This is a genomic window from Aquabacter sp. (assembly GCF_965279295.1).
Lineage (GTDB): Bacteria > Pseudomonadota > Alphaproteobacteria > Rhizobiales > Xanthobacteraceae > Aquabacter.
Genome location: NZ_CBDIHQ010000005.1, coordinates 13685 through 35946 on the forward strand (window position 1 = coordinate 13685; position 22262 = coordinate 35946).

Sequence of the window (22262 nt, forward strand, 5' to 3'; positions counted from 1 at the left end):
GCGGGCGATGACCGACACTCCTGCCCCCGCCGACGATCCCTATCTCGAACCCGGCCGCCTGCTGTTCGCAGCGGAGTGGAATTTCGTGACCGCCGCGCCGACCATCGAGACGCTGCCGGCCATGCATGGGATGGAGATCGCGCTGGCGGGGCGATCCAACGTGGGCAAGTCGAGCCTCGTCAACGCGCTGACCGGCCGCAAGGCGCTGGCGCGCACCTCGGTGACGCCGGGCCGCACACAGGAACTCATCTTCTTCCGGATGGGGCCGCAGCTCACCCTGGTGGATATGCCGGGTTACGGGTTCGCCAAGGCGCCGAAAGAGAAGGTGGAGGCGTGGACGCGCACCATTCTCGATTACCTGCGCGGGCGTGTGAACCTCGCCCGCGTGTTCGTTCTGATCGATGGTCGCCACGGCATCAAGCCGGTGGACGAGGAAGTGCTTGACCTCCTGGACAAGGCGGCGGTGTCCTATGCGGTCGTCCTCACCAAGGCGGATCAGGTGAAGCCCACCGAATTCGCCGTGCGGCTCGCCGAGACCGAGCAGAAAATCCGCAAGCGTCCCGCCGCGTATCCTCAGGTTTTTCCCACATCCAGCCACACCGGCGCCGGGCTCCCCGCCCTACGCGCCGCCGTTGCCCGCTTGCTGGCGGAGCGGGCCTAAAGGCGCGCCTCCACCAAGCAGCGCCCCGCCGTCCGGGAAAATCCAGCAGGTCCGCCTTCGCTTCATGGTCTTAGAGGATGTTGCGGCGTGGCAGGAGATGTGACCGGCGCGTTCAACGACCGGGGGCACCTGGACCTCGTGCGTGCGGGAAATCCTGACGCCGTGGGCGCTGGAGTTATTGATACCCGTCTTACGCCGTCGAGGGCCAAGGGGGCCGTTGGCCGCTAAGGCTAAGCTCACCGTCTGCGCCGCCGGCTTAGGCATTTCCTCGACATTCGCGCGCAGTGAACGCGTCTGGATTTTGCTGATTTGGGCTAAGGAAGAGTTCGCTGTTTTACGCTTATCCGCCACTCCGGTTGGGACCGGTAAAGGCGGGGGCGTTAAGTTCGCTGCACGGAGCCTGGAGATGGCCGTGTGAGGGTCAGCGCCGCTGGCGCTGCTCCTCGATCAGAGCTTCGGTGGCGGCGATCGCGCCTTCCATTTCCGAGATTTTACGAATGCTGCCATCGGAGGGCATGGTCGAGCCCTTAGCGGCGGCAAGTAGAAGGTCGCGCTGCGCGTTCTTCAATCGATCAAGCAAGCCGACAAGGTCGGGCTCGGCGTTCGGCGCCATACTTAGTATCCCTCAAATATGCAGAGACGGGCGCGGCCAAGGCCGCGCCCGTCAAAAGACTCAAACAAAGTCGGAAAAAATCAGTCGGCGACTTCGATGCCGCGAGCTTCCGGACCCTTGGGGCCCTGACCCACCTGCACCACAACGCGCTGACCTTCGGCGAGGTCCGACAGACCCGAGCGGGAAACGACCGTGACGTGAATGAACACGTCCTTGCCGCCGCCTTCGACCGCGATGAAGCCGAAGCCCTTCTCAGGGTTGTACCACTTCACGGTGCCGACGCGCTCTTCGGTCGGGCCGGAAGGAGCGCGCGATCCACCACCGCCGCCGGCGCCGCCAAATCCACCGCCGCCGCCGGGAGCGCGGGGAGCGCCACCGAAGCCGCCGGGGGCACGTTCACGACGGGGAGGCGCAGCCTCTGCCGTGGAGGTATCGACCTCAAGAACCTCAGTAACCTGACGGCCCTTCTGGCCCTGGCCAACGCGGACAGAAAGCTTGGAGCCGGGAGGCACGCTTTCCTGGCCGGCTGCCTCAAGAGCGCGGGCGTGCAGGAACACGTCGCCGGAACCGTCAGAGAGTTCGACGAAGCCGAAGCCCTTTTCCGGATTGAACCACTTCACGGTGGCGTCGATGGTCGGACCCGTCGGAGCGGGGGCGCTGAAGCTGCTGCTCGGCGAGGAGAAGGGGCGATCGCCCCCACCGAAGCCACGATCACGCGGCGGTGCGAAGTCGTCATCAAAACCGCGACGGCGCGGCTCTCGGAAGTCTCGGTTACGGCTCATGTCTATTTCCGTTGAGGTCAGGTCGCCAATCTTGGCTGGGCCATCCACCAATTGCTGATCGTGTTGGTGCTTATTGCTCACGTCTTCAAGGGACCCGTAGAACTCCTGACGACACGTTCAAATCAGCTACCCTTTTATCGCCTCGCAGCCTAATGGATACTCCCGGCACAGCACGCGAAACGAACATACATACGCGCAGCAGACCGGCATTTCCGAGACTAACACATATCCGTGACGATTTGGTACATGAATGTTTACGGTATTTGGCGCATTATCTCGTCCCTGCCCGGCGCGGTTGTGAGCGTCTCCGCGCCCGCGTTGCGAGATCCTTCTGGGGCAGGCCCAGGATAGGACCATGACGTATCTGGCCGGCCCAGCGGCGGGTCCGCGCGCTCCACAGCGCGATGGACTGGTGCCGAAACTCATCACGATGATGCGGCAGGGCTATGGCCTTGCCGATCTGCGCAGCGATGCCCTCGCCGGTCTCACGGTCGCCATCGTCGCACTGCCGCTGGCCATGGCTCTCGCCATTGCCTCCGGCGCCGCGCCGGAAACCGGTCTTGTCACAGTGGTGATCGCGGGTTTCCTGATTTCCGCCCTGGGCGGCAGCCGTTCGCAGATCGGTGGCCCCACGGGGGCGTTCGTCGTGGTGGTGGCGAATGTCATTTCCCACCACGGCTTCGACGGGCTCATCCTGGCGACCCTGATGGCGGGGGTGATGCTGGTGGCGGCCGGGGCCGCGCGCCTCGGCAATTACATGCGCTATATCCCCGAGCCGGTGGTGACGGGGTTCACGGCCGGCATCGCGGTGATCATCTTTTCCAGCCAGGTGAAAGACTTCTTCGGCCTGTCGATCACCCAACTGCCGGCAGCATTCCTTGAGCAATGGGAGACACTGCTCACGCATTTCGACACCCTGTCGTTCGCCACCACAGGCCTGTCGGTGGCGGCGCTGGCGATCATCCTGGTGTTGCGGCGTTTCGTGCCCAAGGCGCCGGGCTTTCTCGTAGCGGTGCTGCTGGGCGCGGTCATGGTGCCGCTGTTCCATCTGCCGGTTGCCACCATCGGCTCGCGCTTCGGCGAGCTGCATGGCTCGATCCCCATGCCGAGCTTTCCCGTGATCACCCTGTCCAGGCTGGTGGATCTCCTGCCGAGCGCGTGCACCATCGCTTTCCTCGCGGGAGTGGAAAGTCTTCTCTCCGCAGTGGTCGCGGACGGAATGACGGGCGGCCGGCACCGCCCCAATGCGGAACTGGTGGCGCAGGGCGTCGCCAACGCCGCCTCCGCTCTGTTCGGTGGCCTGCCCGCCACCGGCGCCATCGCCCGCACGGCCACCAATATCCGGGCCGGCGGGCGCTCGCCCATGGCGGGCATTCTCCACGCGGTGTTTGTGCTGGCGGTGATGCTCGTGCTGGCGCCGTTCGCCGTCTACATCCCCCTCGCGAGTCTTGCGGCCATCCTGATGGTGGTGGCCTGGAACATGAGCGAGATGGACAAGATGCGCCATCTCATGACAGCGCCGCTGGGCGATCGGGTTTTGCTTCTGTTGACCTTCGCTCTCACCGTTACCGTCGATCTGACGGTGGCAATTGCCGCCGGCGTGGTGCTCGCGGCCCTTTTCTTCATGCACCGCATGGCCCAGAGCGCGAGCATCCTTCCCCTTGAGGCTGACGGCGAAGAAGACACCCGCGCGGGTCTGCCGCCGGGGGTCGAGGTGTTTGATGTGCGCGGGCCGCTGTTCTTCGGCGCTGCCGCGCGGCTCTCGGAGGTTCTCGACCAGATAGGCCAGCCACCGCGCGTCTTCATTCTGCGCATGGAGGAGGTGCCGCTGATTGATGCCACCGGGGTCGCCGCCGTGAAGGATTTCCTGCGCCGCTGCCAGGCTGGCGGCACCAAGGTCATCCTTTCCGGCTTGAAGCCTCAGGCGGCTGAGGTGCTGCGCCGCATGGGGCTTTCCGCAATCCACGGCAAGATCGCCTTCGTGCCGGACTACCCCGCCGCCTTGGCGCTGGCGTCCCGCATGCCGGCTGCGTGAGGACGACAATGGCTGAGGCTGCGCCACATTCCCATTCCCACGTTCCGGCCCATGACGGCACCGCCATCGCCGCGCCCCGCTCGCCAGAGACCCTGGGCCTGCTGAAGGGGCGGCGCTCCCTACCGCTGCGCTCCCTGGTCGAGCCTGGCCCGAATGCGCAAGAGATCGAGACCATGCTGACACTCGCCGCGCGGGTGCCCGATCACGGCCGTCTGGTGCCATGGCGCTTCATTCTGCTGCAGGGAGAGGCGCGCGCGGTCGCGGGGGAGCGGTTCGACGCGCTTTATCTCCGGGAAAATCCGGATCTTCCGGCGGTAAAAGGCGATATGTGGCGCACCTATATGCTGCGGGCGCCGCTGACGGTGGTTGCTGTGAGTCGGACGGATCCGGCCTCCAGGATTCCAGAGTTCAACCAGATCCTCTCGGTCGGCGCGGCCTGCATGAACTTGATCAACGCCGCGACGGCGCTGGGCTATGCCGCGCACTGGCTGCTGAAATGGCCGGGCCGCGACCCTGAAGCGGCGGCGCTGCTTGGGGTAGGGCCAAGCGAGCGTGTCGCCGGCTTCATTCATGTGGGAAGCCCGGCGGAGCATGTTGGTGATCGCGCGCGCCCTGCTTTGGCGGACATCGCCGAGATCTGGCAGCCTTAGAACAGGCTGGCCGGGTCAGTGGGCGAGATTGGCCTCGGTGCGGGCGGCCGAGCGGGCATAGCGCCAAGTGTAGTAGAGGGCCGGCACGGAAAAGATGACCATCAGCCCGTATTCGCCGATTTCCCCAAGGTTCAACAGTCCGGCCACAGCCCAGCCGCCTGCGAGCGCGGTCGCGATGGTCTGCACGCCGACGAATACGGTGGCGCTGGCGACGGTGAGCATATTGGCGCCATGGGCGTCGGACTTGCCTGTCATTCCCTCAATCTCCTGTCCGCCGCTTGGGCGGGGACCCGCCGCTCAGTGCGGGTCTATCTTGCGCTTTCGGCCCGGTTCGGGAACAACCCGAGGGGGTAAAGCGGATTGAAATTCGGCGCGGACACTGCGACGCGACAGCGTTGGGGTCAAGTGCCGGTCCTTCGGAGAGCACCATGCACGAGAGCACGAGATGTGGACGCGGCGTGGTCGCGGCGCCGCACAATCTGGCAGTCGAAGCGGGGCAGGAGGTGCTGCGGGAGGGCGGCAACGCGCTTGAGGCGGCGCTGACTGCTGCCGCGACCATCGCCGTGGTCTATCCCCATATGAACCATCTCGGCGGCGACGGCTTCTGGCTGATCCGCGAGCCCTCCGGCCGAGTGCACTATATCGAGGCGTGCGGTTTCGCTGGCGAAAAGGCGACGATTCCATTCTACCGCGACCAGGAATACGAGGCGATCCCGCTCCGGGGGCCGCTCGCTGCGCTGACTGTGCCCGGCGCGGTCGGTGGGTGGCGGCTGGCGCACGAATGGGCGCGTGCGGCGGGTGGTCGGATGCCGCTGCCCGAACTTTTCGGCCGCGCCGTCGCCCATGCCCGCGCCGGTGTGCCCGTGACGCGCTCGCAAGTTGCCCTGACAACGGAAAAGCGCGCGGAACTCGAGCCTTCGCCAGGCTTTGCCGAGACTTTCCTGCCGGATGGTAAGGTGCCGGAACTCGGGCAGGTCGTGGCAAACCCGCGTCTCGCGGACACGCTGGAGCATCTCGCGCGGGCAGGGCTCGACGATTTCTATCGCGGCGATATCGGCCGGGAGATCGCCGCGGACCTTGAAAAGATCGGCAGCCCGATCACGCGCGCCGACATCAGCCGCTATTCCGCCGTCACCCGTAAGCCGTTGTCGGTCCGGCTGGACTGCGGTGAAGTGTTCAACGCGCCGCCGCCCACGCAGGGGCTGGCCTCGCTCATCATCCTCGCCCTGTTCGACCGGCTCGGGGTGAAGCGCGCCGAGGGATTCGAGCATATCCACGGGCTGGTGGAGGCCACCAAGCGTGCTTTCCTGGTGCGCGATGCGGTGGTGCGGGATTTCGATGCTCTGCGCCACGACCTCTCAGCCTTGCTGAGCCCTGAGGCTTTGGATGCGGATGCGGGCAAGATCGACATGCGCCGGGCCTTGCCGTGGCCGCAGCCGGCACAGCGGGGCGACACCATCTGGCTCGGCGCCGCCGACACGTCCGGGCTGGTGGTCTCCTATATCCAATCGATCTTCTTCGAGTTCGGCTCCGGCTGCGTCCTGCCGACCACAGGCGTACTGATGCAGAACCGGGGCGCCAGTTTCTCGCTGGATAAAAAGGCGGTGAACCCGCTCGAGCCCGGCCGCCGGCCGTTTCACACGCTCAATCCCGCGCTGGCGGTGCTGAACGATGGCCGCGTCATGGGCTACGGCACCATGGGCGGGGAAGGTCAGCCGCAGACCCAGGCTGCGGTATTTACCCGCCATGTGCTCTTTGGGGAGCCGCTGGGTGCTGCGATCGAAGCGCCGCGTTGGCTGCTGGGGCGTACATGGGGATCGGTGCAGACCAATCTGCGCCTTGAAAACCGCTTCGACGACAGCGTGATTTCCCAGTTGCGCTCCGCCGGCCATGACCTCGAGGTGCTGCCCGAGGCGTTTTCCGACACCATGGGCCACGCCGGGGCCGTTATCCTCCATCCCAACAAGGGTGGGGTAGAGGGTGCCCACGACCCGCGGGCGGACGGGGGCGCGGCGGGCGTTTGAAGCGACAGGGCTGAAAATAGAAAAGCCCCCGGCGCGACGCCGGGGGCTCGTGAACTGCGTTGGCGCGGCAATTATTTATCGCGGCGCTGCTGATCCTTCTGATGCTCCTGCCGGCCGCCCTGCTGCTGACCGGCATCCTTCTGGCCACCCTGCTGGTGGCTGCCCTGCTGCCCCGGACGCTGGCCGGGAACCTGCTGCTCATGCTGCTGGTCGGGCTTCGCGTGTCCGCCCTGCTGCTGATTCTTCTGGTTCTGGGAATCCTGATCGCGATTCATGATTTCCTCCTGGGCTGGCTGGTTGTTTTGCCCCAAGCAATTGCCCCAAGACCAAATCAACGCACAGCATGCACCCTGGTTCCGTCGCCCGGTGCCAAAACAAAAAAAGGCCCCGCTCACGCAGGGCCTTTTTGCAATCCCAATAGGGAATGGCGGGACTCAGGCGGCCTCTTCGGCCTCGGGTTCCAGGTCGGCCTCGGCCTCGATCTCGACGTCCGCTTCCTTGGCGGCGCCGCGACGCGGGCCCTTCTGAAGGTTCTGCTCGATCATCTTCACCGATTCGGTCTCGGTGATGTTCTCGACGGCGGACAACTCACGGGCCATGCGGTCGAGCGCGGCTTCATAAAGCTGACGCTCGGAATAGGACTGCTCGGGCTGCGCGTCGGAGCGATAGAGATCGCGCACCACTTCCGAGATGGCGATGAGATCGCCGGAATTGATCTTTGCCTCATATTCCTGGGCGCGACGGCTCCACATGGTGCGCTTCACGCGGGCGCGACCCTTGAGGGTTTCGAGCGCCTTGGCGACCACGGGGGCCTCGGAAAGCTTTCGCATGCCGACGGTTGCGACCTTGGGGACCGGGACCCGCAGCGTCATCTTGTCCTTGTCAAAGGCGATGACGAACAGTTCAAGCTTGAAGCCAGCGACTTCCTGCTCTTCGATCGATACGATACGGCCGACACCGTGCGAGGGGTAAACGATATGCTCGCCCGTCTTGAAACCAAGGCGAGCCTGCGCAGTCTTCTTTATCGACATGCTGTTGACCACTCCTGATCCGGCCCTGAGGCCGGATCGTTAGCGCGCGAAAGCCCTTCGGGCGAAAGCCCTGGCGATGACGCACCTTGCGCTGGCGACTGAACCGTGGTCGGAACGCCCATCGGTCCGCTAAGTCAATCGAAGGCCAAGCTTGATCCGCAGCATCCGCGCCGTCTTCGTCGGCTGAATGCCTTAATTCTCGCCCCTAAGTTCCCGAGAATGCGCCAATGTCTAGGCACGATGCGGATGGTGCAGGAAGCAATCGACTGTAAAAGCTTGTATAACACAAAAACTGCCTGAATCAAAGCCTTGGTCGATTTGCCATTGCAAGGCGCGCGCGGTTCTGACAGGCGCCGACCAAATCATAGCGAATTCGGGTTCGGTTCAAGGATATAAGTATTTCCTTATATCGTGTTTGATGCATGGGTCGTCCCATGCTACAGGCTCGCGCAAGCTAGCGGCGCCGAAGTGCGCCCAGACGGAGTGAGAGCCCATGACCGATTATGTGGTGAAGGATATCAATCTCGCGGATTGGGGCCGCAAGGAGCTCGATATCGCCGAGACCGAAATGCCCGGCCTGATGTCGACCCGCGCGGAATACGGCCCCTCGCAGCCGCTCAAGGGCGCCCGCATCGCCGGCTCGCTCCACATGACGATCCAGACCGGTGTGCTGATCGAGACCCTGCAGGCGCTGGGCGCCGACATCCGTTGGGCCTCCTGCAACATCTATTCGACCCAGGACCACGCTGCGGCCGCCATCGCCGCCGCGGGCATTCCGGTGTTCGCCGTCAAGGGTGAGAGCCTTGAGGAATACTGGGACTACACCCACCGCATCTTCGAGTGGGCCGATGGCGGCGCGCCGAACATGATCCTGGACGACGGCGGCGACGCCACCCTCCTGGTTCACCTGGGGCTTCGCGCCGAAAACGGCGATACGGCGTTCCTGGATGGTGCCACCAATGAGGAAGAATCGGTTCTCTTCGCGTCCATTAAGCGCCGGCTGGTAGACAAGCCGGGCTGGTACACCATGCTGGCGAAGTCGATCCGCGGCGTGACCGAGGAAACCACCACGGGCGTGCACCGTCTCTATGAGATGCAGAAGAAGGGCATTCTGCTCTGGCCTGCCATCAATGTGAACGACAGCGTCACCAAGTCGAAGTTCGACAACCTCTACGGCTGTCGCGAGAGTCTGGTGGACGGCATTCGCCGCGGCACGGACGTGATGATGGCTGGCAAGGTCGCCATGATCGCCGGCTTCGGCGACGTGGGTAAAGGCTCGGCGGCTTCGCTGCGCAATGCCGGTTGCCGCGTGATGGTGTCGGAAGTCGACCCCATCTGCGCCCTGCAGGCCGCCATGGAAGGCTATGAAGTCACAACAATGGAGGACGCGGCCGGCCGCGCCGACATCTTCGTGACCGCCACCGGCAACCTCGACGTGATCACGGTCGATCACATGCGCGCCATGAAGGACCGGGCGATCGTCTGCAACATCGGCCACTTCGACAGCGAAATTCAGGTCGCGGGCCTGAAGAACTTCAAGTGGCACAATGTGAAGCCGCAGGTGGACGAGGTCGAATTCCCCGACAAGAAGCGCATCATCCTTCTCTCCGAAGGTCGCCTCGTGAACCTCGGCAATGCCACCGGCCACCCGAGCTTCGTCATGTCCGCGTCCTTCACCAACCAGACGCTGGCGCAGATCGAGCTTTGGACCAAGCCGGGCCAGTACGAGAAGAAGGTCTACACGCTGCCCAAGACCCTCGACGAGAAGGTGGCCTTGCTCCATCTCGAAAAGATCGGCGTGAAGCTCACCAAGCTCACCAAGCAGCAGTCGGATTATATCGGCGTGGCTGAGGACGGCCCGTTCAAGCCTGAGCTGTACCGCTACTGAGTCGGCCTCAAATCTCTCCGGCGCGGCGCGTTTTCCGCGCCGGAGCAGCCTTGTACATGTTGCGGCGCGCAAATTCCCATCGTGGCGGGTTCACGCGCATTGTCATCGCGCCCGAAGGGAGCTAGGTGTGAGCTGTCGCTGGACGCTGCGACATGCGCGTTGCCGGGGGGCTGCCTTGAACGGTATCGACGATGCGTCGGGATGGACCCGCGCGGTGTGCGATCGTGAACAGTGCCCTGAAATCAAGCGCCTATCCCGTTACCCTGGGGCGGCTCCTGCTGCCTCGCTGTGGTTGAGCGCGCTTTGCCAATGTCGCTGAGCTTCCTTCGTGACAAGCAGCGCGCGCTGCCATTCGCCGCCGAGATCGGCGCGCTTGGCGTGGTGTTCGGTGATATCGGTACCAGCCCCCTCTATGCCCTGAAGCAGGGCGTGCTCGCGGTCGGGGGCACAAACTTCCTTCCCTCCGACGTCTTGGGCCTGCTGTCGCTCATCACCTGGAGCATCATCCTTTCCGTCACGGTAAAATACGTGATGCTGGTGCTGCGGGCCGACAACGACGGCGAAGGCGGCATCCTGGCGCTGGTCACGCTGCTCGATCTGCACCGCAGCGCCATCGGTCTGCGCTGGTATCTTCTGGCCGCCGGCCTCCTTGGCGCGGCCATGTTGATCGGCGATGGCGTGCTGACCCCGGCCATGTCGGTACTCTCCGCCATCGAAGGGCTGGAGGTCATTGCCCCACAACTCGATGCCTGGGTCGTGCCGATCACCGTGGTGGTGTTGCTGGGCGTATTCCTATCCCAGCGCCTCGGCACAGAACGGATCGCCAGTTTCTACGGCCCCATCATGGTGCTGTGGTTCGGGGTTATCGGCATCCTCGGCATCTGGGGTATCACGCGGGCGCCCGAGGTGCTGATGGGTTTCGATCCGCGCCACGGGTTCAAGGTTCTCGCTGATCATCCCGGCCTTGCGGGCATCATCATCGGCGCGTGTTTCCTCGCTATCACCGGGGGCGAGGCGCTCTATGCCGACCTCGGGCATTTCGGGCGCAAGACCATCGCGCGCGCCTGGATGTTCATCGCCATGCCGGCGCTGCTGCTCAATTATTACGGCCAGGGCGCCATCCTGCTGCGGGACCCCAGCGCGCTGCGCAACCCGTTCTACGATCTCTGCCCCGACATTCTTGTGGTGCCGCTGCTGCTGTTGGCCACCGCCGCGACAGTGATTGCTTCCCAATCCATCATCACCGGAGTGTTCTCTCTGGCGAAGCAGGCGATCGAACTTGGCTACCTGCCGCCCATGCGCATCCGCTACACCAGCGAGCATAATGAGCAGCACATCTATGTGGGGCGCCTGAACTGGTTGCTCATGATCGCCTGCATCGCCGTGGTGATCGGCTTCGAGGGCTCCGACCGGCTGGCGTCGGCCTACGGCATCGCCGTCGCCTTCGCGATGGTGACGACCTCGATCCTGTTCGTGGCGCAGGTGAAACGGGCGTGGAACTGGCCCAAGCCCGCGGTCTGGGCGCTTGGCATCTGCCTGCTCAGCCTTGATGCGGCCTTTGCCACCTCAAACCTCACCAAACTGCATGACGGCGGCTGGCTGCCGCTCAGCATTGCCGCACTGGTCATCCTTGTGATGGTGAGTTGGCGGCGCGGCCTTGAAGCTGTGGTGTCCCAACAGGTGCGCTTTACCGAGCCCCTTGACAGTTTCGTGACCCGGAAGGACCGCGCCAGCGACGGGGAAAGCCCGCGCACCGCGATCTTCCTGTCACGCGCCGGTGCTATGACGCCGGTGGCGCTCTCCCGCATGGCCGATGTGATGAAGGTGCGGTTCCATCGCTCGGTCATCGTCTCGGTCTGGATTGCGGCGCGCCCGCGCGTCTCGGTGGACGACCGTGTGCGCGTGACGGTGCTGGACGGCGCGTTCGTGCGGGTGGACCTCAGGTTCGGCTACATGCAACAGATCGATGTGCCCTCCGTTCTAGGGCCGGCGTTGAGCGCGCGCGGGATCGACCCGGACGAGGCGATTTATGTGATCGGCCACGAGCGCATCATTCCGCCGGACGAAATCCTGCGGCCGCGTGATTTGGTCGGCCATGTGTTCGCCTTCCTGGCCCGCAACGCCGAACGTTCGGTGGACCGTTTCGGCCTGCCGCGCAGCCGGACCATGGAAATCGGATATCCCGTAAAATTATAATCGGGCTCCGACGTCGCCTTGGGATAGCCGCATCGCGGCGTTAATACCGGCGTCGCCGGATGCAGGCGACGTTACGTAAGCGGGGGATACTCAGTCTCCCTCAAACGTGCTTGTCTGACGCGTCGGCACGACCAGCGCCGGCTGGGGGGAATGGTAGTTCATGGGGAAGTCACGAATCTGGACCTTCCTGCGCGACAGGGTGGGGTTGCACGGCATCGGCCTGGTGCTGAGCCTGGCGATCATCGGCTTTGCCGTGTTTGTCCTTTGGACCATGCTGAAAGGCCTGCATTTCTCCGACGTGATGGAGGCACTGAAGGCGAAGAACCCCTGGTATGTGCTCGCCGCTTTCGGGCTGGTGTGCTGCGCCTATCTCACCTTGACGCTGTATGATTTTTTCGCCCTTCGAACCATCGGGCGAAACCACATTCCCTATCGCGTCGCCGCGCTGGCGGGCTTCTGCTCCTATTCCGTCGGCCACAACGTGGGCTTCACGGTCTTCACCGGCGGATCGGTGCGCTACCGCATTTATTCCGCCTGGGGCCTCAGTGCGATCGACGTGGCGAAGATCTGCTTCGTCGCGGGTTTGACCTTCTGGCTCGGCAACATCGCGGTGCTTGGGCTGGGAATCATCATCCATCCGGACGCGGCGACGGCGGTTGACCAGCTTCCCCCGCTGGTCAATCGCCTGATCGGCTGCGCCGCGATTGCGATTCTGCTCGGCTATATCACCTGGGTCAGCCTCGCCCCGCGCAAGATCGGGCGCTCCACATGGTTCGTGACGCTGCCGGCGGGAAAACTGACCTTGGTGCAGGTCGGCATCGGCATTCTCGACCTCAGCCTGTGCGCCGCCGCCATGTACATGCTGATGCCGGAAAGCCCGTACATCGACCCGATCTCGCTGTCCGTCATCTTCGTGACGGCGACGCTTTTAGGCTTTGCCAGCCATGCGCCCGGCGGTCTCGGCGTGTTCGACGCAGCGCTTCTGATCGCTCTGCCGCAGTTCAATAAGGAGGAGATGGTCGGCGCGCTGCTGCTGTTCCGGCTGTTCTACTACATCATTCCGTTTGCGTTCGCGCTTCTGCTTCTCGGCAGCCGCGAACTCTCCATCTCCCTGCGCAGCCGGCGTGCGCGGGCCGAGGCTGCGGCCTCGGCGCGAGTGGAAGCAGGCTCGAACTCGGCGGCGGAATAAGCGCGGCTATTTGCCGAGCAGGCCCTTCAGGAGGTTGGCGGCGCCCGGCGGTACCTTGAAGGTCTGGGTGCCCGGCGGCAGTTGGAACAGGGACTTGTCCTGCGGTGCGCGCGTCAGGCTGGTCGCTTCATAGACGAGTTGCCGCTGGCCCTTGATGTCCACTTCGGTGCGCAGCGGAATGCCGTCCGGGGTGATGCAGGCAAAGGCGGGACCGCCTACCTCGGTCTTGTCCACGCGCCAGATTTCGCATGGCTGACCGGCCACTTCGCTGGGTCCCATGCGCACCCCGTCCCCGCTTGGCATGGCAAGGCGATAGGCCGGCGGCGCATCGGCTTCGGCGGCAGCCTTGGGGATGTCCGGCAGCATCAGCAGCATCTTGCCGGTTCTCATGTCGATGATGCCTAGGGTGCTGGACGGCAGTTTCGGTCCCGCGATCAGAACGCGCATCTTAGCGCCGCTATGGGCCAGATCCATCGTCGCGCCCTGCTGCAGCTTCGCCTTTAGGGCGAAATCGATCTCCGGCACCGGGATCGGTTCGGCCTTGGCGATATCGGCGCCCACCGCGAGTGCGGTGGCGGCGCAGAGTGCGATGCGGGTGTTGCGCGTGAAGTCCATGTGTCCTTCCTAACCCCTGCACGATGAATGTCGAGTGGCGCGCCGGTCACAAGCCCAAGGTTGGAGGCGCCCGAAAGTTCCCGTTTCCGGCCATGCGCCGGGATGACGAAGCCAGTGTCTTATTGCGTTCGTAAAACCGTCCCAGCATAAGCAGAATTACCGGAATGCGTCGGAATGGCGCGTCGGTGCGGCGCGGGGCGCCATCCGCGTGCGCAAAAGCACGCAATCGGGAGGTTGGCGTGCCAGGACACATGGGGTCAGGTTTGCGGGGGTGGTCATGAGTTGGCCCGCCACATCCGGTGCATCGAGCGAGCGGGGCCCGGTTTCGCGCTGGCGGCTTTATGCACCTGTTCTCGGCTGCGTGGCGGTCGTGGGCATTGCGGGTGTGACGATGGACATGACCCATCCGCTCTTCGCCTTCGCTGTATTCGTAGCGGCGGCGATTGGCTGTGCCTTCTGTGATGTCAGGCGCGTCGCGCCCGTATCGATCCCCGAACCCGCTCCCATTCCGGCACGCTGGGGCGTGGATGGCGCCGTGGGTGCCGTTGTGCTTGCGCTGCCGGAGCCCGCCCTGCTGCTGACCCCGGAGGGCGACATATTGATCGCCAATGAGCGCGTCGCGCTTTCGGTCGGGCCGGCAAAGGTGGGCGATCCCCTGTCCTTCCTGGTGCGTGTGCCCGAAGTGCTGGAGGCGGTGCGCTCCTGCGCGCGCGACGGACTGCCCCGGCGGGTGGAGTTCGGCGAGCGGATCCCGCTGGATCGCTGGCTTGAGGCGCACATCGTGCCGTTGCGTCTGCTGGAAAGCCGGCGCTCGCGGGGCGCCGAGGCGCCCGCGCCCGACACGGTACTTCTTACGTTTCGGGATCTCACCCAGCAGCGCCGGGTCGAGCAGATGCGGGCGGACTTCGTCGCCAATGCCAGCCACGAATTGCGCACGCCGCTGGCATCGCTCTCTGGCTTCATCGAGACCCTGATGGGGCCGGCCCGTAACGACCCCGCCGCGCGTGAGCGGTTTCTCGGTATCATGGTGGCGCAGGCGCGCCGCATGTCGCGCCTCATCGACGACCTGCTCTCGCTCTCCCGCATCGAGCTGAAGGCCCATGTGCGGCCCGAGACGGCTGTGGACCTCGGCATGATCGTCGCCCATGTGTGCGAAACCCTTTCCCCGCTGGCACGCGAGCGTGGGGTCGAACTGAATGTGGAGCGGCCATCCGACCCGGTGCTGGTTCTTGGCGAGCGGGACGAACTGATCCGCCTGATCGAGAACCTCGTGGAGAACGCCCTGAAATACGGCGCCTCGGGCAAGCGCGTGGATGTGAAGGTGGGGTGTGAGGGGGGGCATGAGCCGCCCGCGGCCGTGGTGTCCGTGCGGGATTACGGGCCGGGCATTTCCCCCGAGCATTTGCCGCGCCTGACTGAGCGGTTCTATCGGGTCGATATCGCCGCCAGCCGGGAGCAGGGCGGCACCGGCCTCGGTCTTGCCATCGTCAAGCATATCGTCGCCCGCCATCGGGGTAGATTGTCCATCGATAGCCAGCCGGAAGAGGGCGCTACTTTCACATTTCGGCTCGATCGCGTTTTCCGGCCGGAGAAAATAGCGAACTGACAAGGGCTTACTCTGTCATTCAACTGTCACCGCTCAGTCATAGAACGGTGGCGCCCGAGGACTAGAAGTTCCGGGCTCGTGCTGCCCCACGGCCTGACGGCTGGAACGGCGGCGCGTGAATGACAAGGAGACACCCCCGTGAAGCACATCACCGTTCTTGGCGCAGCGATCGCGCTGGCCGGATCCCTGGTCGCCGGCAGCGCGTCCGCAGTCGACATCAACGGCGCCGGCGCGTCGTTCCCGGCACCCGTGTACCAGTCTTGGGGCCAGAAGTTCAAAGAGAAGACGGGCTCGGCCCTGAACTATCAGTCCATCGGCTCCGGCGGCGGACAGAATCAGATCATCAACCGCACGGTTGATTTCGGCGCCTCGGACGCGCCCATGGACAGCGCCAAGCTGACCTCCAACAACCTGCTGCAGTTCCCGACCGTCATCGGCTCTGTGGTGGCGACCGTCAATCTCGACGGTATCACGACCGACCAGCTCAAGCTGACCGGCCCGGTGCTGGCCGACATCTATCTCGGCAAGATCACTAAGTGGAACGACAAGGTCATCGCCGACCTGAACCCCGACCTGAAGCTGCCGTCGACCGCCATCGTGCCGGTCTATCGGTCGGATTCCTCGGGCACCACCTACATCTTCACCACCTACCTCTCGGACGTGAGCCCGGATTGGAAGGCCAAGGTCGGCGCCGCCACCTCGGTCCAGTGGCCGACCGGCGCTGGCGCGAAGGGCAATGAAGGCGTCACCGGCAACGTGAAGAACGTGAAGGGCGGCATCGGCTACGTGGAATATATCTACGCGGCTTCCAACAAGCTGACCGTCACCGCGCTCCAGAACAAGGCCGGCAAGTTCGTGACCCCGAGCGTCAAGGCGTTCGAGGCCGCTGCCGCCGGCGCCGACTGGGAAGGCTCAAAGGACTTCGCCGCTTCCATGATCAACACGGCTGGCGAGACCTCGTGGCCGATCGTGAGCCCGACCTACATCCTGCTGCCGAAGAACCCCACCAACGTGGATGCTTCGCGCGAAGTGATGAAGTTCTTCGACTGGGCCTACGGCAAGGAAGGCCGCGAGACCGCCGAGAGCCTCCACTACGTGCCGCTGCCGACCTCGGTGGTGGATCGCGTGAAGGCCGCCTGGAAGGCGGAAATCAAGGCGCCGGACGGAAAGCCGGTGTTCTGAACACCTAACTGACATCGGCGCGTCTCCCGCGGGGGTGGGAGACGCGCCGGCTGCTCGGCAGCCGGGCCAGGGCGCTCATCCGCGCTGCTGAACGCCGAATAAGACCCAGACATCGCGTGCCGCTTGAACGGCATGGTGGGGTGGAAACTAAGATTTCGAGATTCGTACCGATTGGCGTTTGCGACGCGATATTTTCCCGGTCGGTTCCGCGTTGCGCGGGCTCACGGCCGCCGGGTTGAGTTGGGGCGGGATGGTGGGCTGAAGCCGGCCGTTCCAGGGAATAACGGGCGAGCGGACCGAGGGCGGGGGCCCGTCGGCTGGTCTTCTGCCACGCGGATGGCGTGGGTGCGATTGGGGAAGATCCGGACTATGGACGCGACGATCACTTCAAAAAGCAGCGGGCTCGTGCCCATCGACAAGGCGAAGCCGACCGGCGCAATCGCAGACCCGATCTTCGTGGGTGCGCTCTGGGCCAGCGGCATTTTTGTTCTGATCCTTCTGGGCCTCATCATCGCCCAGTTGTTTGAAGGCGGCCTGCCGGCGCTGCGCCACTTCGGCATCAACTTCATCTGGAGCCCGAACTGGAACCCGGTGACCGAGAACTTCGGCGCCCTGGTGATGGTCTATGGCACCGTCTTCAGCGCCGTCATCGCGGTGGTTTTCGCACTGCCCTTGTCGTTCGGCATTGCCTTCTTCCTCACCGAGATCGCGCCGCAGGGCCTGCGGCGCCCCATCGGCGTCGCGGTGCAACTGCTCGCGGCTGTGCCCTCGATCATCTACGGCATGTGGGGCTTCTTCGTTATCGTCCCGCTGATCGCAACCTATGTGCAGCCGCCGATGATCGAATGGCTGAGCGACATCCCGGTGATCGGCGCCCTGTTCGTCGGTCCCCCGCTCGGCTCCGGCATGCTCACCGCCGGCCTGATCCTCGCGGTCATGATCATCCCCTTCATCACGGCGATGTTCGTGGAGACGCTGGAATCCGTGCCGCCCATGCTGAAGGAATCGGCTTACGGCGTCGGCGCCACCACCTATGAGGTCTACCGCAACGTCTCGATCCCCTACGGCAGCACGGCCATGGTCGGTGCTGTCATGCTCGGCCTTGGCCGCGCGCTGGGCGAGACCATGGCGGTGACCTTCGTCATCGGCAATGCGACGCGCCTTTCGGCGTCCCTGTTCGCGCCGGGCGCGACCATCGCCTCGACCATCGCGAACGAATTTCCCGAGGCGCCCATCGGCTCCCTGAAGCTGACCTCGCTGCTTCAGCTCGGCTTCATGCTGTTTGTGATCTCGTTCATCGTCCTTGCACTGTCCCGGGCGCTCGTGCGCTCGCGGCTCGACTGACCGGGAAGGATAAAGCCATGACTTCCCTCGCCGCACGCCGCGCCAAGGACAGCACCGTCAAGGTGATCTCCACCGGCTTCGCCGCCTTCGCCATCTTTCTACTGGCGTGGATTCTCTGGACGCTTGTTTCGCGGGGGCTTCCCGCCCTCTCGCTTACCGTCTTCACCAACGTGACCATGCCGCCCGGCATGAAGGGCGGTCTCGCCAACGCCATCGTCGGCTCGCTGATCCAGATCACCCTGGCGCTGGTCATCGGCGGTCCCATCGGAATGCTCTGCGGGACCTTCCTCGCTGAGAACGGCAAGGGCACGAAAATCGGTTCTGCTGCCCGCTTCGTGAACGACATCCTGCTCTCGGCCCCCTCGATCCTCGTGGGCCTGTTCATCTACCAGTTCCTGGTGGTGCCGTTCGGCGGGTTCTCCGGATGGGCGGGCAGCATCGCCCTCGCCATCCTGGTGATCCCGGTGATCGTGCGCACCACCGAGGACATGCTGAACCTGGTCCCCGTGGGCCTGCGCGAAGCGGCGTTCGCCCTGGGCGCGCCGAAGTGGAAAGTGGTGATGCTGGTGACATGGCGCGCGGCGAAGGCCGGCATCGTCACGGGTATCCTGCTCGCGGTGGCTCGTGCCGCCGGAGAGACCGCGCCCCTGCTGTTCACCTCGCTGGGCAACAATTCCTGGTCGGTGGATCTCTCCAAGCCCATGGCGAGCCTGCCCATCGCCATCTATCAATATGCCGGAAGCCCCTACGAGGATTGGGTCGCCCTGGCGTGGGCGGGAGCATTGCTGATCACGGTCGGCGTGCTCGTTCTGAACGTCGTGTCGCGCCTGGTTCTGGCGCGGACGCGGTGATCTGACCGCACCCTGATGCGGCGGCCCGCTGGGCCGTCGCGACACCCAATGAGATTAATCCGGGGCCGCCCGACAGGCCGCGAACTTCAAAGATCGAAGAGGCCCAACATGACGTCAGCAGTGGATCCGACCTTCAATATAGCCTCGTCCGTTTCCGCCAAACCGGATGCCGTCCAGGCGCCGCCGAAGATCCAGGTGGAAAAGCTCAATTTCTACTACGGGCAGAACCATGCCCTGAAGAACATCAACTTCACGATCCCCGAGAAGCGCGTCACCGCCATGATCGGGCCGTCGGGCTGCGGTAAGTCCACCCTGCTGCGGGTGTTCAACCGCATGTACGACCTCTACCCCGGCCAGCGCGCCGAGGGTCAGGTGCTGTTCGACGGTGTCAACATCGTCGGCAAGGAACTGGACCCCACCATCGTGCGCAGTCGCATCGGCATGGTGTTCCAGAAGCCCACCCCGTTCCCGATGACCATCTACGACAACATCGCCTTCGGCGTGCGCCTGCACGAGAACCTGAACAAGTCGAAGATGGACGAGCGGGTGGAAAGCTGCCTGCGCAAGGCGGCGATCTGGGAAGAGACCAAGGATCGTCTCCACACCTCCGCTCTGGGCATGTCCGGCGGTCAGCAGCAGCGCCTGTGCATCGCCCGCACCATCGCCGTGCAGCCGGAAGTTATCCTGCTCGACGAGCCGACCTCGGCCCTCGACCCGATCTCCACCTCGAAGATCGAGGACCTGATCGACGAACTGAAGCAGGACTTCACGATCGTCATCGTGACGCACAACATGCAGCAGGCGGCGCGCTGCGCCGACATCACCGCCTTCTTCTATCTGGGAGAATTGGTGGAAGTCGCGCCTTCGGACGTGATCTTCACGAATCCCAAGCAGATCAAGACCCGCGACTACATCACCGGCCGCTTCGGCTGATTACCAGGGATACGCGGACATGCCCGAGCATATCGTATCGGCGTTCGACGCCGAATTGAAGGAAATCGGCCGGAAGGTCGTCGAGATGGGCGGCCAGGCCGAGCGCCTCGTGATCGACGCGGTCAACGCCCTGATCCGCCGCGACGCCGCTTTGGCGCAGCGGGTGATCCTGTTGGATGCCGCCGTCGACATCATCCAGCGCGAGATCGAGGAGAAGGCCATCCTCGTCATCGCCAAGCGCCAGCCCATGGCGAGCGACCTGCGTGAGCTGGTGGCCGCCATCCGCATCGCCAGCGATTTGGAGCGGATCGGCGATCTCGCCAAGAACGTCGGCAAGCGGGTCCTCGCCATTGAGGGCGAGTATCATCCGCAGAAGCTTGTGCGCGGGGTCGAACATATGTCCGACCTTGTGCTCGAGCAGATGAAGGAAGTGCTCGACGCCTATGCCGGCAAGGATTTGCCGAAGGCGATCGAGGTGTGGCGGCGCGACAGCGGTGTCGACACCATGTACACCTCGCTGTTCCGCGAACTTCTCACCTATATGATGGAAGATCCCCGGAACATCTCGGTCTGCACGCATCTCCTGTTCTGCGCGAAGAACATCGAGCGTATCGGCGACCACGCCACCAACATCGCCGAAACCGTGCACTATATGGTGTCGGGGCAGGTCCTTTCCGATGAGCGGCCGAAGGCGGACATCTCCAGCGAGACGTCCGTCGCGTTCACGGGGCACGTTCAGGGATAACAGTCAGTGCCGGCACGTATCCTGATCATCGAGGACGAGGAGGCGCTGAGCCTCCTCCTCCGCTACAATCTTGAATCCGAAGGCTATGCGGTTGACGCGGTAAGCCGGGGCGATGAGGGGGAGACCCGTCTGCGCGAGAGCGTGCCCGACCTCATCATTCTCGACTGGATGCTGCCCGGCCTCTCCGGCATCGAACTGTGTCGGCGCCTTCGGACCCGTCCGGAAACCGAGCGGTTGCCGGTCATCATGCTCACCGCGCGCGGCGACGAGACCGAGCGGGTGCGCGGCCTTGCCACCGGCGCCGACGATTATGTGGTGAAGCCGTTCTCGGTGCCGGAGCTTCTGGCCCGAGTGCGCGCCCTGCTGCGTCGTGCCAAGCCCGAGCATGTGGCGACCCTGCTGCGGGCGGGCGATATCGAGCTGGACCGGGAAACCCACCGGGTGCACCGCGCCGGACGCGAGGTTCATCTCGGCCCTACCGAGTTCCGCCTGCTTGAATTCCTCATGCAGAGCCCCGGCCGGGTGTTCTCGCGCGAGCAATTGCTCGACGGCGTGTGGGGGCAAGACGTCTATATCGACGAGCGCACCGTGGACGTTCATGTGGGCCGCCTGCGCAAGGCGCTCAATCGCGGACGCCAGATGGACCCGATCCGCACCGTGCGTGGCGCAGGCTATTCGTTCAACGAGATGTTCGCCCGCGCGCATTGAGCTGAAGCATCGCGTCTATCGGCCAATATCTTTAGTCGTACGTGACAGTGCCTGCGTTTCCGAAATGCCTTTCCCCGTCTTATAAAGGGGGCGGAGGAAACGCACATGAAACGCATTCTATCTGTTGCCGCGCTTGCGCTGACCATGATGACGGGCAACGCCATGGCGCAGGCGGATTACCCGACCCGTCCGGTCCGGCTGATCGTTCCGTTCGCGGCCGGTGGCTCGACGGATATCGTCGCCCGCATCATCGCCGCCAAGATGGGCGAAATTCTCAAGCAGACGATGATCGTCGAGAACCGCGCGGGCGCAGGCGGAAACGCCGGAGCGGCCGCGGTCGCCCGGGCAGAGCCCGACGGCTACACGGTGCTGATGGGAACTGTGGCGACGCACGCCATCAACCCGGCGCTTTACACCAAGATGCCGTATGACCCCGTGAAGGACTTCGCCCCAGTCTCGCTGCTGGTGAATGTGCCGAACGTCGTCGTGGTGAACCCCTCGCTGGGCGTGAAGAGCGTCGCGGAACTGATCGCTTTGCTCAAGGCCAATCCCGGCAAGTATGAATACGCCTCCTCAGGCATCGGCACGCCGCTGCATCTCTCCGGCGCGCTGTTCGAGAGCATGGCCGGGGTCAAGATGGTGCATGTGCCTTACAAGGGTGCCGGCCCGGCGCTGCTGGATCTGGTCGGCGGTCAGGTGAAGATCATGTTCGACAACCTGCCCTCATCCATCGGGCAGATCCGCAAGGGCGGCGTCGTCGGCCTTGCTGTCACCACCAAGGATCGCTCGCCGGCGACCCCCGACATGCCGACCGTCTCGGAATCCGGCCTGCCGGGGTATGAGACCTATTCCTGGAACGCCATCTTCGCTCCGGCGGGCACGCCCAAGGCGATCATCGACAAGCTGGCGAAGGCTGGCATCGAGGCGGTTTCGGACCCCGGCGTGAAGGCGCGTCTCGCCGATCTCAGCGCCGTGTCCGTCGGCTCCACGCCGGCTGAACTGGATGCGCATGTGAAGGCCGAACTGGCGAAATGGGGGCCGGTGGTCAAGGCCTCCGGCGCGTCCGTCGACGAGTAAGGGTTCGCCCCGGCCCCCCCCCCCTTTTTCCGCACGCGGGAGAGGGCGGGGCTGGGGGCATAGGCCCTAAATCAAGCCTGTGATGCCGTGGATGCCCAGGTTTGTCCCGGGCATCCACGGCTTTCAGTCCAG

Annotated in this window: 21 protein-coding genes; 15 read left to right on the plus strand and 6 right to left on the minus strand. The window is 64.4% G+C overall.

The genetic code is table 11. The features are described from left to right. Window positions 1-7 precede the first annotated feature (7 nt). Complete coding sequence (yihA, locus tag ADADO0_RS01205; protein ID WP_511303259.1) at window positions 8-661, plus strand: ribosome biogenesis GTP-binding protein YihA/YsxC; 654 nt, start codon at window positions 8-10, stop codon at window positions 659-661. A gap of 421 nt (window positions 662-1082) precedes the next feature. Here the strand turns inward: yihA and ADADO0_RS01210 are convergent, their stop codons facing one another. After that, window positions 1083-1274, minus strand: coding sequence for a hypothetical protein (locus ADADO0_RS01210; protein ID WP_511303260.1), 192 nt, complete (start codon window positions 1272-1274; stop codon window positions 1083-1085). Window positions 1275-1354: 80 nt separating this feature from the next. Then, complete coding sequence (locus ADADO0_RS01215) at window positions 1355-2056, minus strand: cold-shock protein (protein WP_511303261.1); 702 nt, start codon at window positions 2054-2056, stop codon at window positions 1355-1357. A gap of 355 nt (window positions 2057-2411) precedes the next feature. Here ADADO0_RS01215 and ADADO0_RS01220 point away from each other — a divergent pair, with 355 nt between their 5' ends. Together ADADO0_RS01220 and ADADO0_RS01225 are read left to right on the plus strand one after the other, a co-directional pair. Continuing rightward, a complete protein-coding gene (locus ADADO0_RS01220; RefSeq protein WP_511303262.1) occupies window positions 2412-4091 on the plus strand; it encodes a SulP family inorganic anion transporter in 1680 nt (559 codons plus the stop codon). An 8-nt stretch (window positions 4092-4099) separates the two neighbouring features. Beyond that, window positions 4100-4741 carry a nitroreductase family protein gene (locus tag ADADO0_RS01225; protein ID WP_511303263.1) on the plus strand — a complete coding sequence of 214 codons (642 nt, stop codon included), beginning with the start codon at window positions 4100-4102 and terminating at the stop codon, window positions 4739-4741. 15 nt (window positions 4742-4756) lie between these two features. Here the strand turns inward: ADADO0_RS01225 and ADADO0_RS01230 are convergent, their stop codons facing one another. Continuing rightward, on the minus strand, window positions 4757-4996 hold the full coding sequence (locus ADADO0_RS01230; protein WP_511303264.1) for a hypothetical protein: 240 nt from the start codon (window positions 4994-4996) through the stop codon (window positions 4757-4759). A gap of 173 nt (window positions 4997-5169) precedes the next feature. On the opposite strand from ADADO0_RS01230, the gene ADADO0_RS01235 reads away from it, so the two are divergent. Next, on the plus strand, window positions 5170-6765 hold the full coding sequence (locus tag ADADO0_RS01235; protein ID WP_511303265.1) for a gamma-glutamyltransferase family protein: 1596 nt from the start codon (window positions 5170-5172) through the stop codon (window positions 6763-6765). 71 nt (window positions 6766-6836) lie between these two features. Here the strand turns inward: ADADO0_RS01235 and ADADO0_RS01240 are convergent, their stop codons facing one another. Both ADADO0_RS01240 and ADADO0_RS01245 read right to left on the minus strand, forming a co-directional pair. Further along, complete coding sequence (locus ADADO0_RS01240; protein ID WP_511303266.1) at window positions 6837-7040, minus strand: hypothetical protein; 204 nt, start codon at window positions 7038-7040, stop codon at window positions 6837-6839. 159 nt (window positions 7041-7199) lie between these two features. Then, window positions 7200-7796, minus strand: coding sequence for a CarD family transcriptional regulator (locus ADADO0_RS01245; protein ID WP_511303267.1), 597 nt, complete (start codon window positions 7794-7796; stop codon window positions 7200-7202). A 493-nt stretch (window positions 7797-8289) separates the two neighbouring features. Between ADADO0_RS01245 and ahcY the strand changes: the two genes are divergently transcribed. From ahcY to ADADO0_RS01260, 3 genes are all read left to right on the plus strand, one after another. Beyond that, a complete protein-coding gene (ahcY, locus tag ADADO0_RS01250; RefSeq protein WP_511303268.1) occupies window positions 8290-9684 on the plus strand; it encodes an adenosylhomocysteinase in 1395 nt (464 codons plus the stop codon). A gap of 309 nt (window positions 9685-9993) precedes the next feature. Further along, window positions 9994-11880, plus strand: coding sequence for a potassium transporter Kup (locus tag ADADO0_RS01255; RefSeq protein WP_511303269.1), 1887 nt, complete (start codon window positions 9994-9996; stop codon window positions 11878-11880). Window positions 11881-12040: 160 nt separating this feature from the next. After that, complete coding sequence (locus ADADO0_RS01260) at window positions 12041-13069, plus strand: lysylphosphatidylglycerol synthase domain-containing protein (protein ID WP_511303270.1); 1029 nt, start codon at window positions 12041-12043, stop codon at window positions 13067-13069. A gap of 6 nt (window positions 13070-13075) precedes the next feature. Here the strand turns inward: ADADO0_RS01260 and ADADO0_RS01265 are convergent, their stop codons facing one another. Then, window positions 13076-13684, minus strand: a complete 609-nt coding sequence (locus ADADO0_RS01265; protein WP_511303271.1) for a hypothetical protein — start codon at window positions 13682-13684, stop codon at window positions 13076-13078. A gap of 277 nt (window positions 13685-13961) precedes the next feature. Between ADADO0_RS01265 and ADADO0_RS01270 the strand changes: the two genes are divergently transcribed. The 8 genes from ADADO0_RS01270 (at window position 13962) to ADADO0_RS01305 (ending at window position 22130) form a co-directional block, all read left to right on the plus strand. Beyond that, window positions 13962-15290, plus strand: coding sequence for an ATP-binding protein (locus ADADO0_RS01270; protein WP_511303272.1), 1329 nt, complete (start codon window positions 13962-13964; stop codon window positions 15288-15290). Window positions 15291-15428: 138 nt separating this feature from the next. Beyond that, a complete protein-coding gene (gene pstS, locus ADADO0_RS01275; protein WP_511303273.1) occupies window positions 15429-16472 on the plus strand; it encodes a phosphate ABC transporter substrate-binding protein PstS in 1044 nt (347 codons plus the stop codon). A 369-nt stretch (window positions 16473-16841) separates the two neighbouring features. Continuing rightward, on the plus strand, window positions 16842-17816 hold the full coding sequence (pstC, locus tag ADADO0_RS01280) for a phosphate ABC transporter permease subunit PstC (RefSeq protein ID WP_511303274.1): 975 nt from the start codon (window positions 16842-16844) through the stop codon (window positions 17814-17816). A gap of 17 nt (window positions 17817-17833) precedes the next feature. Further along, on the plus strand, window positions 17834-18667 hold the full coding sequence (gene pstA, locus ADADO0_RS01285) for a phosphate ABC transporter permease PstA (protein WP_511303275.1): 834 nt from the start codon (window positions 17834-17836) through the stop codon (window positions 18665-18667). Between the two features lie 108 nt (window positions 18668-18775). Continuing rightward, window positions 18776-19600: a phosphate ABC transporter ATP-binding protein PstB gene (gene pstB / locus ADADO0_RS01290; RefSeq protein WP_511303276.1), complete on the plus strand. Its 825-nt coding sequence runs from the start codon at window positions 18776-18778 to the stop codon at window positions 19598-19600. A 19-nt stretch (window positions 19601-19619) separates the two neighbouring features. Then, window positions 19620-20345, plus strand: a complete 726-nt coding sequence (gene phoU / locus ADADO0_RS01295) for a phosphate signaling complex protein PhoU (protein ID WP_511303277.1) — start codon at window positions 19620-19622, stop codon at window positions 20343-20345. Window positions 20346-20351: 6 nt separating this feature from the next. Beyond that, window positions 20352-21053 carry a phosphate regulon transcriptional regulator PhoB gene (gene phoB / locus ADADO0_RS01300; RefSeq protein ID WP_511303278.1) on the plus strand — a complete coding sequence of 234 codons (702 nt, stop codon included), beginning with the start codon at window positions 20352-20354 and terminating at the stop codon, window positions 21051-21053. 105 nt (window positions 21054-21158) lie between these two features. Next, window positions 21159-22130: a Bug family tripartite tricarboxylate transporter substrate binding protein gene (locus ADADO0_RS01305; RefSeq protein WP_511303279.1), complete on the plus strand. Its 972-nt coding sequence runs from the start codon at window positions 21159-21161 to the stop codon at window positions 22128-22130. Window positions 22131-22262: the final 132 nt, after the last annotated feature.